The organism is Streptomyces sp. WELS2 (assembly GCF_013870595.1).
GTDB lineage: Bacteria > Actinomycetota > Actinomycetes > Streptomycetales > Streptomycetaceae > Streptomyces.
In genome coordinates, this window is sequence record NZ_JACBWZ010001066.1 from 1 (window position 1) to 1851 (window position 1851).

Genomic DNA, 1851 nt, shown 5'->3' on the forward strand with positions numbered 1-1851 from the left:
ACGGTGGCGGCGGAGAGTACGGCGACGGTCAGCCGGAACAGGTAGCCGATGCCCTTGCGGACCCGGCCCCGCCGGGGCGGGTGCGGTGTCGACGGGGTTGCGGTGATGCTCATGCGGGAGTCCTTGTCCAGATTCCACGGCGGAGGGTGAGAGCGGCGTACGGCAGCAGCCACGCCAGGACACAGCAGGACAGCAGGCTCATCAGGGGCCGGTAGCGCCAGCGCCTGTCGCCCGGGTTGTCGAGCCGGAACGCCAGGCCCCAGATGCTGCCCTTGAGCAGCATCCCGGCCACGTAGAGCGCGGTCAGTCCGGCCGCCCAGTGCAGCGGGGCCCACACCAGGTGCAGGAAGACCAGGGCGGGGGCGGCCAGCACCCACAGGGCGTGGCCGTAGTAGAGCAGGGCCGGGACCGGTCCGCGGCGCCACATGAAGCCGCCGGTGAAGAACAGGTTGCGGATGAAGCTCTTCTTCCAGCGGACCTGCTGGTGGATGAAGGGCCGCCAGTGGGCGGGCACGTTGGTCCACACCCGGGCGGACTTGGTGTAGCCGACGAGCCAGCGCCGCTCGGGGTGGTCCTGTCCGGCGATGAACGGCGAGCCGGCGTGCCGTTGCTTGAGGGCGCGTCCGCGCCAGGCCTGGCCGAGCACGTACCCGGTCAGCTGCCGGTCGGTGGCGAACCGGAACGGGGCGCCCGCGAACCGGTCCTCCGCCCAGGCGGGCAGGTAGTTGTAGACGGCCTCGCGCCGGAACGCGGCCAGCGGACCGGACACGCAGGTGACCGCCCCGTACGCCGCCTCGGCCGCCTTGGCGATGCGGAACTGCCCCTCGTACCAGACGTCCTGGACGCGGGTCAGCGTGCTCTGGTGCGGGTTGAGGGCGCGGCAGTGCCCGCTGACCGCGCCCAGGTCGGGATGGCGGATCATGGCTCGTACGCACTGCCGGATCGCGTCCGGGGCGAGGACGCAGTCGGAGTCGGTGAACATCAGGATGTCGCCGTCGGCCAGCGCGCAGGCGCGCACCAGGGCGGCCTTCTTGCCGATGTTGCGGTCCAGCCGGATGACGGTGATGCCGAGTTCGTCCGCGAGGCCGTCGAGGACCGCGCCGGTGCCGTCCCGGGAGCCGTCGTCGACGACGATGATCTGGAGGTCGGGGTAGTCGGAGGCGGCCATGGAGCGGACGCAGGCCTCGACGTTGCCGACCTCGTCCTTGACCGCGAGCAGGAAGCTGACCTTGGGTCGTTCCGGCAGCGCCGGGAACGTCTCGTGGTCCGGCGCCCGGCGGCGCAGGGTGCGCACGGCAGGGTCGTCGTACTGGGTGTAGGCGAGGTAGAGCAGGCCGGCGGTGCCGGTCAGCACGGCCAGGCCGTAGCAGGTGAGCAGGCTGGGTTCGTACGGCAGCCGGACCGAGCGCCGGGCGATCAGCAGCAGCACCGGTACCAGCGCGATCAGACCGAGCAGCCGTACGAGGGCGGCCCGTTCGCGCGGGTCCATGGCCTCCAGGGCCCCGCCCAGGCGGGCCCGCAGCCGGCGGCGGAGGGGGGAACCGGCCGTGGCGGACGCCGAGGGCAGGGTGCCGGGTACGGCGCTCACCGGACCGCGGCGGGGGTAGCGGTCCGGATGCGGTGGCGGGGGTCCAGCACCCGTGGCACCGCGTCCAGCCAGCCGAGGTCGGTGCCGGGGTGCACGGTGTGCACGATCACCAGGTCCCAGTCCTCCTCGTGCGGGTCTGCCACGGACCGCAGCTCCCGGCCGTCCACGGTCAGGCGCGGCACGTGGCAGTCGCTGTAGTGGGCGTCGGCGCCCCGCTCGGCGAGCAGGGCGAGCAGCCGCAGCGCCGGGCTCTCCCGCATGTC

2 protein-coding genes are annotated in these 1851 nt (G+C 73.0%); both read right to left on the bottom strand.

What is annotated here, in order from left to right; genetic code table 11:
• Positions 1 to 109: 109 nt before the first annotated feature.
• Positions 110 to 1588, bottom strand: coding sequence for a glycosyltransferase (locus H5J33_RS33640; RefSeq protein WP_309485550.1), 1479 nt, complete (start codon positions 1586 to 1588; stop codon positions 110 to 112).
• The coding region (locus H5J33_RS33645; RefSeq protein ID WP_399552996.1) for a UDP binding domain-containing protein at positions 1585 to 1851 on the bottom strand (267 nt) is incomplete at its 5' end. The genes H5J33_RS33640 and H5J33_RS33645, both read right to left, overlap by 4 nt.